We start from the raw sequence: 8,199 nt of genomic DNA, 5'->3' as shown, positions 1-8,199 counted from the left end.
GTATACTGTTCCACAATTTTTTTCTATAATACCTCGGGTGGTACATTTCTATGTAGAAGTAGAACGACATTTGTTTTAATTAATTTCTTTCCTGCATTCCGGCTGGCAAGATGTTCTTCTTCAACAGTCAGAACACCTTTAAATCGGGTAATAAGCATATCATTAATAATATACGTTTTTGCTTCCTGTGGTCCTCTCCCAATCAACTCACGCTGAAACTTGATAAAGGCAGCACTAATTTCAGCTTCAAGTTTTTTCTTAGAATTTAGCATAATCCCTCCACTAATTTTGGCTATTGCTGGGATTTATCATAATTGCTGCCTAACTTCTTGTCAATCGATTTTATAAAAAATTGCAAAAGTTTGAAAAAGTGAGAATTAACGAGAAATATGGTGATTTGGTTAGGTAAATCATTAAAAATGAATCTATTTCAGCGGTTTTGGGTTTATTTGGTTGTTTCGACTGGTTTACAAATGTTTCTAGTTAAGCGTAAAATAAGCGACATCATCACAATTTGATAAAGGCCAAATCTCAAAGATTTTGAGAACGGAGGACCCAGTATTTTGGGGTTAATTCTGCTTTTGCAGAAGGGATGTGAACTCTTTCGCCATCCTACCCGTCAGCTAACTTCGTCGGCTAAAGCGAAGGAGGTCATAAGACCACCTTAAATCAGGGGGCTTTTTTGTTGATTTCAGCAAAATGAGCAGCCTGTCCTTCTGTAGGTCTTTTTAGTATGCCTATATTGAAAAAATGTTCTTGGATGACTGAGCGTAAAGGAAGCAATGCTTGCTGGACGTTAAGTAGACCAATGAGTACTTTTTCTCCAAATTAATGTTTGCTTTTGCAAATCATTCTGTTTCTGTTGCAATGAAGTTTTTTCATTGTTGAAACTCGAATCGATTTTTTGCATCGGCTGCATATCGGGGGATGAGTACGCATTGGTCTTTTTTTTATGGATTGGTAGTTTGACAGAGGCAGCATGGAAAGGAGGTGGTGATGTTTCTTTGATCAACTAGTCGAAAGGAGAGATTCAAATGGATGCTGTATCCGTGCTGTTAACAGTTGTTACCTTTTCACTCTTTTTAGGATTTATTCACTTTTGTCAAAACGTTATTGAAAAAGAGGGAGAGTAGAAAAATGGTGCTATTGGTGATTGTCGGAGTGGTTATGTTGTATTTAGTTCATGCCTTGCTTAACCCAGAAAAATATTAATCGTTACTAACGGAGGAAATGTAAATGGATTTTTTACAAATCAGTGTGGTGCTGGTATTGGTTCTTGTACTAGCGATACCAATGGCAAACTATTTAACGACTGTTTATTCCCTTGAAACGACAAAGCAGGATCGAATATTTGGACCGATTGAACGGATTATTTATAAGCTGTCAGGCATACAAACCAGTGAAATGAACTGGAAAAAATACGCCAAAGCTTTGCTGTTTAGTAATCTCATCATGTTTATCATCTCGTACCTAATTATCCGCTTTCAAGGGGTGCTGCCTGGAAACCCTAGTAATATAGCAAATATGGATCCGATACTCGCCTTCAATACGGCTGCGAGTTTCCTTACAAACACGAACTTACAACACTATAGCGGAGAATCTGGTTTATCTTATTTATCACAGATGACCGTGATTATCTTTTTGATGTTTACGACACCAGCAACAGGTCTTGCTCTATGTATCGCTTTCTTTAGGGGGGTAACAGGGCAAAAAAATATCGGAAACTTTTATGTTGATTTAGTTCGTTCCCTTACACGGGTACTGCTGCCGTTATCGATTCTTATCGGGTTAATATTAGTTTCTCAAGGGGTACCGCAAACGTTTAGCTCTACTGCTGCAGTGACGACAGTAGAAGGAGCTGCACAGAATATCGCAAGAGGCCCAGTTGCTGCATTAGAGTCAATCAAGCATCTAGGTACAAATGGCGGTGGATTCTTTGGGGTTAACTCGGCCCATCCATTTGAGAATCCTACTGGCTTTACTAACATACTAGAAATACTATGTATGTTTCTAATCCCAGCGGCCCTGCCATTGACGTTTGGTCGTATGGCAAAAAACAAAAAACAAGGTTGGATTCTATTTTGTGCGATGGGGTCACTATTTATTGTCTTCCTGAGTGTGGCTTATTTTAGTGAGTTAAATGGGAATCCAGCGTTAGAAAAAATAGGTCTTTCTCAGGAAAATGGGAGTATGGAGGGGAAAGAGGTACGGTTTGGTATCGCACAATCTGCGCTTTTTACCGCAGTGACGACAGCTGTGACAACAGGGACAGTGAATACGATGCATGATACGCTGACTCCGCTCGGAGGATTGGTACCGCTCGCCCAAATGATGCTGAATTGTGTCTTTGGCGGTGATGGAGTAGGAACAGTCAATATTCTTATGTATACTATTATGGCCGTATTTATTGCTGGGCTGATGGTTGGCCGAACGCCAGAATTTTTAGGTAAAAAAATTGAAGCAAGAGAAATGAAGTTAATAGCGATAGCCATTCTCCTGCATCCATTAATCATTTTAGGACCATCGGCGATTGCGTTAGCTACTGAAATGGGTACATCGGGTATTTCCAATTCTGGGTTTCATGGGATTTCTCAAGTGGTGTATGAGTTTACATCGTCAGCGGCAAACAATGGATCAGGGTTTGAAGGGTTAGGAGATAACACACCTTTTTGGAATATTTCTACCGGCTTGGTCATGTTATTCGGCCGCTACTTTTCTATGATTGCCATGATCGCAGTCGCAGGGTCATTACTTACTAAGAAACGTGTGCCAGAAACAATTGGAACACTTAAAACCGATAATAGTACGTTCCTAGTCATCCTTTTAGCCACTGTATTAATAATAGGAGCATTAACGTTCTTTCCCGTACTTGCCCTTGGCCCAGTTGCTGAGTGGCTGACAATTAGATAACTGTTGAAAAGGAGTATTCCAGATGAGTACAAAGAGTAAAGGAAACATCACTAGTCCAATCCTGATTGAAGCATGTAAAGATGCGTTTAAAAAATTAAATCCAAAGCTAATGGCACGTAATCCTGTCATGTTTGTCGTAGAAATAGGCTTTGTTATGACGTTGCTGCTGTCGATATTTCCATCATTGTTCGGGGGGGAATCAAACCGGGGATATAATCTGACTGTGAGCTTCATTTTAGTATTAACCATCCTCTTTGCTAACTTTGCGGAGGCGTTAGCTGAAGGGCGGGGAAAAGCACAAGCAGATAGTCTTAAGAAGACGAAACAGGACACGAAAGCTAAGGTTATTCAAAAAGATGGTTCAATAAAAGTAGTGGATGCCGCAGACCTGCGTAAAGGCGATATTGTGTTAGTGGAAGCCAATGATTTCATACCAAGTGATGGAGATATTATTGAAGGTGTTGCTTCGGTAGATGAATCAGCTATTACTGGTGAGTCAGCTACGGTCATAAAAGAATCAGGAGGAGATTTCAGTTCTGTAACAGGCGGGACAAAAGTAATTAGTGACTATATTAAAGTGAAAGTCAGCAGTGATCCAGGTGAATCCTTTCTCGATCGGATGATTAGTTTAGTAGAGGGTGCTAAGAGACAAAAAACACCTAACGAACTTGCACTCAGCACCCTGCTTGTTGGGTTAACACTCATCTTTCTGTTAGTTTGTACCACACTAGTCCCAATTGCTTCCTATATAAATGTGAATTTGCCGACTGCTACATTAGTGGCTTTACTAGTTTGCTTGATTCCAACAACAATAGGAGGTCTTCTTTCCGCAATTGGAATTGCAGGTATGGACAGAGTGACACAATTTAATGTGATTGCAAAATCTGGGAAAGCGGTAGAAGCTGCTGGAGATATTAATACGATTATTTTAGATAAAACCGGAACAATCACACTAGGTAACCGGATGGCTTTTTCACTTTTGCCGGTTAAGGGGGTAACACAAAAAGAGCTGAATACGTTTGCTGCTTATTCATCGATGCATGATGAAACCCCTGAGGGGCGTTCAGTAGTTGAATTTGTTGTAAAAGCTGGAGCAGTCAAAGAGGGGTTGAAAAAGGAAGGCTCAGAAGGAGTAGAATTTACAGCTGAGTCCAGAATGAGCGGGACAGACCTGGCTGATGGCACCAAAGTGAGAAAGGGTGCAGTTGATGCCATCAAGAAATATATCCTGCAGCAGGGAGGGAAAGTTCCAATTGATTTAGAAAACATTAGTGATGAAGTCGCGTCACTTGGCGGAACCCCGCTGGCTGTGGCAGAAGGAACACGAATATTGGGTGTTATCTATTTAAAAGATACAGTAAAACCTGGTATGAAAGAACGTTTTAATGAATTACGGAAAATGGGGATAAAGACGGTAATGTGTACCGGCGATAACCCATTAACGGCGGCAACGATTGCAAAAGAAGCAGGTGTTGATGATTATATTGCCGAAGCAAAGCCGGAGGACAAAATTAGGGTGATCAAGCGAGAACAAGCCGAAGGTAAGCTTGTCGCCATGACCGGTGATGGAACAAATGATGCACCTGCCTTAGCTCAAGCGGATGTAGGATTAGCAATGAATACGGGAACGCATGCTGCGAAGGAAGCGGCGAATATGGTTGATCTGGACTCAGATCCAACAAAAATCATTGAAATCGTCGCAATTGGCAAGCAGCTGCTAATGACAAGAGGGGCTTTAACTACCTTTAGTATCGCGAATGACGTTGCTAAATACTTTGCGATTATTCCAGCCATGTTCATGGTTGCCATTCCAGAAATGAAGGCTCTAAACATTATGGATCTGGACACACCGCAAAGTGCCATATTAGCGGCTTTGATATTTAACGCAATAATTATTCCCCTCTTAATTCCATTAGCCATGAAAGGGGTAAATTATGTTCCGATGAATGCCTCTAAATTGTTAACTAAGAATCTATTTATTTATGGCTTGGGTGGAGTAATTGTGCCATTTATCGGAATCAAAGCCATTGACCTGATTCTTGTATTAATGGGAATAGCCTAATTTGATAAAAAGGTGTGTGGAAGACATGTTAAAAAATATCCGTTTAGTTTTCGTTCTGCTCGTTATTTGCGGGTTAGCTTATCCGTTGCTCTTAACAGGGGTTTCCCAAGTAATAATGCCGGCAAAAGCAGAGGGCAGCTTACTTGAAAATAAAGCAGGTGAGAAGATTGGTTCGCGGTTAATTGGTCAGTCTTTTTCAGATCCCGGTTATTTTCATGGTCGTGTTTCTTCTATTAATTATGATGCAGCTGGTTCGGGAACACCTAATTATTCTCCATCAAATAAAGAAATGATAGAACGAACAAAAAGTGATATGGCTAAATTTCTAGCGGAAAATCCAACAGTCAAGAAAGCAGAAATACCAGCCGATTTAGTCACTAATTCAGGTTCAGGACTTGACCCGAATATTTCACTTCAAGGAGCAAACATTCAGGTGCCTCGAATAGCGAAAGAACGCGGGATTTCAGAAGAACGTTTATATGACCTTATCAATACACATAAGGAAGGCCGCTCGCTAGGGTTATTTGGAGAACCGAGAATCAATGTTTTAGAGATCAATATAGCTTTAGATGACATGTGAAAGAGTTGAGGAGAGTACTAGTGACTCTCCTGTTTTAGGAGGGTATGCCTATGTCCCAGAACTTTCGCAGAAAAACACCTGATGAAATTCTTCAATCCATTTCTACAATCAAAAAAGGCAGACTCAAAATTATCCTCGGAGCGGTAAGCGGCTCCGGGAAAACCTATCATTTACTCCTGGAAGGAAATGAGCTGAAAAAACGCGGGATTGATGTGGCTGCAGGGGTAGTAAGTACACTCAGCAGTCCCAAAACATTAGAACAATTAGGCAGTCTTGAAGTTATTCCTTCTATTGAGTGGGAGGATAATGGTCAGGTGAAACATGATTTAAATATGCAGGAAATTTACAAAAGAAATCCAGAGGTGCTGTTAGTTGACCAGTTAGCCCACAGCAATCGGCCATCAGCTGAAAACCGAACTAGATTAGAAGAGGTCAAAGAATTAATCAATAACAAAATCAGTGTGATTACCACCATCAATATCTACGAATTAAAAGGGGTTAAAGAAGTTGCCGAACGGTTAATGAAATGCCCAATTTATAGTAGTGAGTTTGTTCCGGAAGATACATTGACAGTGGCTGATGAGGTTAGACTCTTGGATGTAACTCCTGAAGCCATTTTAAAACGTCTACTAGAAGGGAATATTGAAGCAAGTCATCAACAAAATGAGCAGGGACAATTATACAATAAGGATAACCTAGCCGTTCTAAGGGAACTGTCTCTACGATTCTTAGCAGGGGAAGTAGAAGAAGACTTGACGGAAATTCGAGAACAAGAAGGATTAGTTGGCCCCTCTGGAGCCACCGAACGGATCCTGGTATGCGTACAATATAATTGGAATGGTTCCCTTTTAATTAGAAGAGGGGATCAGATAGCAAAACGACTGGGCGGCGAATTATTAATCGCTTGCTTTATCGTAAAACAAAAGAATCTGACAAAAGAAGAAGACATGTTTAAAAAATCAATGCAAAAGTTGATTCATAAATTAAAAGGAAAATTTGAAGAAGTCTTGATCATCAGGGAAGATATCGCCGATGAAATCGTGGAATATGCTATGCAGCATTATATTACAAGGATTACCCTGGGACAATCAAAAAGGACGAGATGGGAAGAAATTATTCACGGTTCCATTATTAATCGAATTCTAAGAAAAACAAAACATATCGACATATGCATTGTCGCAGATCGTGCCCAAGAGCACGGAGAAAGAGTAATTACGGCCATTCATTCGAGTAAAGAGAAAAACTCCTATCGAAGATTGTCACCAGATGAAGTGAAAGAAAAAATACAAGATGTTAAAAGAGGAACACTAAAAGTATATATTGGTGCAGCCCCAGGCGTAGGAAAAACCTATACGATGCTAAGGGAAGCTAATGAATTAAGAAAAAACGGTATTGATGTGGTCATTGGGTTTTTAGAAACACATGGTCGACATGAGACAGCTGAACAAGTCGGCAGCGTAGTGACGGTACCTAGGAAACAGGTGCGATATAAACAAGTTGTATTAGAAGAAATGGATGTAGCAGCCATATTAGAACGTAATCCTGAAGTAGTCCTAGTGGATGAATTAGCACATACCAATGTTCCGGGTAGTGAGAATCAAAAAAGGTATCAGGATGTATTAGACATCCTTCATTCAGGAATTTCCGTTATTTCTACTATGAATATTCAACATGTGGAAAGTTTAAATGATAGTGTAGAGCAAATTACAGGCGTACGAGTCAGAGAAACAATCCCTGATATGGTATTGCAGGGTGCTGATGAACTAGAATTAATCGATATTTCTCCCTATGCACTTAGACAGAGAATGACAGAAGGAAATATATATGCAATGGATAAAATAGAGCAGTCTCTCAGTCATTTTTTTAAAATACAAAATCTAATTGCTCTTCGTGAACTTGCGCTCCGAGAACTGGCAGATGAAGTAGATGAGCGATTAGAGTCTTTAGTAAGGAAAGAAGGCGTGAGAGGATTATGGAGGAAGGAAGAAGTCATCTTTGTCTGCGTAAACCTTAGGGCGGATTCAGAGCGTTTAATCAGAAGGGGATTTCGGCTTGCATATCGTCTTAAAGCTAAGTGGTTTGTCGTTTATGTCAAAGATCATCCGACATTGTCAGAAGATGAGCAGCTCAATCTCCATAAAATTAGAAGTCTTACTGAACGCTTAGGGGGAACGTTTGAACAATATGCCAGTGCAAACAGACGATTAATTATTCAAGAACTTACCCAGCAATTAGTAGACAAACAAGCTACACAAGTCATTATCGGCCATTCAGCGAGGTCAAGGTGGCAGGAAATTAAGCAGGGTTCGATTGTCGCCAGGCTATTAAGAGAAACTAGACACCTCGATGTATTAGTTGTGGCTGATTAATTCAAGATTAACTTTAGAAAGACGGTTGATTGGAGTGTTGGCGTGAAGACTCCTGCGGGAATAGCGGGACAGGTGAGACCCCGCAGGAGCGTTAGCATTGATGCGGCTCACCGCCCGCGGAAAGCGAAGCGCCTGGAACGGAAATCAACAGCCCCATTTTAAAACGAAAAAAACAAACGACGAACATGTCGTTTCAGTTTGTAGACAAAAGAGGTTCGGAATGGTTTCATTCCGAACCTCTTTTGGATTTTTTGTAGCGGGGACAAGCTGGACTAGTG

6 protein-coding genes, 1 pseudogene and 1 riboswitch are annotated in these 8,199 nt (G+C 40.5%); of the genes and pseudogenes, 6 read left to right on the top strand and 1 reads right to left on the bottom strand.

The genetic code is table 11. The annotated features are described in order from the left end of the window. Window positions 1-74 precede the first annotated feature (74 nt). A pseudogene (locus tag WYK_RS17195) lies at window positions 75-272 on the bottom strand (Na-translocating system protein MpsC family protein); the annotation flags it as partial. Between the two features lie 240 nt (window positions 273-512). Next, window positions 513-653, top strand: a riboswitch (cyclic di-AMP (ydaO/yuaA leader). Window positions 654-1,137: 484 nt separating this feature from the next. On the opposite strand from WYK_RS17195, the gene WYK_RS26380 reads away from it, so the two are divergent. The 6 genes from WYK_RS26380 to WYK_RS25765 all read left to right on the top strand — a co-directional run. After that, a complete protein-coding gene (locus WYK_RS26380; protein WP_411838338.1) occupies window positions 1,138-1,212 on the top strand; it encodes a potassium-transporting ATPase subunit F in 75 nt (24 codons plus the stop codon). Between the two features lie 24 nt (window positions 1,213-1,236). Then, window positions 1,237-2,910 (top strand): potassium-transporting ATPase subunit KdpA, encoded by a 1,674-nt coding sequence (gene kdpA, locus WYK_RS17190; protein ID WP_040375704.1) that lies wholly within the window; start codon window positions 1,237-1,239, stop codon window positions 2,908-2,910. A gap of 22 nt (window positions 2,911-2,932) precedes the next feature. Further along, the gene (gene kdpB / locus WYK_RS17185; RefSeq protein ID WP_040375703.1) at window positions 2,933-4,972 is read left to right on the top strand and encodes a potassium-transporting ATPase subunit KdpB; all 2,040 of its coding nucleotides are present in this window, start codon (window positions 2,933-2,935) and stop codon (window positions 4,970-4,972) included. A gap of 25 nt (window positions 4,973-4,997) precedes the next feature. Next, window positions 4,998-5,552 (top strand): potassium-transporting ATPase subunit KdpC, encoded by a 555-nt coding sequence (gene kdpC / locus WYK_RS17180; protein ID WP_040375702.1) that lies wholly within the window; start codon window positions 4,998-5,000, stop codon window positions 5,550-5,552. Window positions 5,553-5,602: 50 nt separating this feature from the next. After that, window positions 5,603-7,921, top strand: coding sequence for a universal stress protein (locus tag WYK_RS17175; RefSeq protein ID WP_040375701.1), 2,319 nt, complete (start codon window positions 5,603-5,605; stop codon window positions 7,919-7,921). Window positions 7,922-8,018: 97 nt separating this feature from the next. Then, window positions 8,019-8,199: hypothetical protein (locus WYK_RS25765; protein WP_235782549.1), on the top strand; the 181-nt coding region annotated here is incomplete at its 3' end.

Origin of the sequence: Peribacillus psychrosaccharolyticus ATCC 23296 (genome assembly GCF_000305495.1) — a bacterium.
GTDB classification, from domain to species: domain Bacteria; phylum Bacillota; class Bacilli; order Bacillales; family DSM-1321; genus Peribacillus; species Peribacillus psychrosaccharolyticus.
Note: the sequence above shows the minus strand (reverse complement) of the source record. Positions and strands in the feature narration are given on the sequence as shown.

Bases quoted from the DNA above. Each gene is read 5' to 3' on its own strand.
- kdpA (WP_040375704.1), top strand. From the start codon at position 1,237: ATGGATTTTTTACAAATCAGTGTGGTGCTGGTATTGGTTCTTGTACTA.
- kdpB (WP_040375703.1), top strand. From the start codon at position 2,933: ATGAGTACAAAGAGTAAAGGAAACATCACTAGTCCAATCCTGATTGAA.
- kdpC (WP_040375702.1), top strand. From the start codon at position 4,998: ATGTTAAAAAATATCCGTTTAGTTTTCGTTCTGCTCGTTATTTGCGGG.
- WYK_RS17175 (WP_040375701.1), top strand. From the start codon at position 5,603: ATGTCCCAGAACTTTCGCAGAAAAACACCTGATGAAATTCTTCAATCC.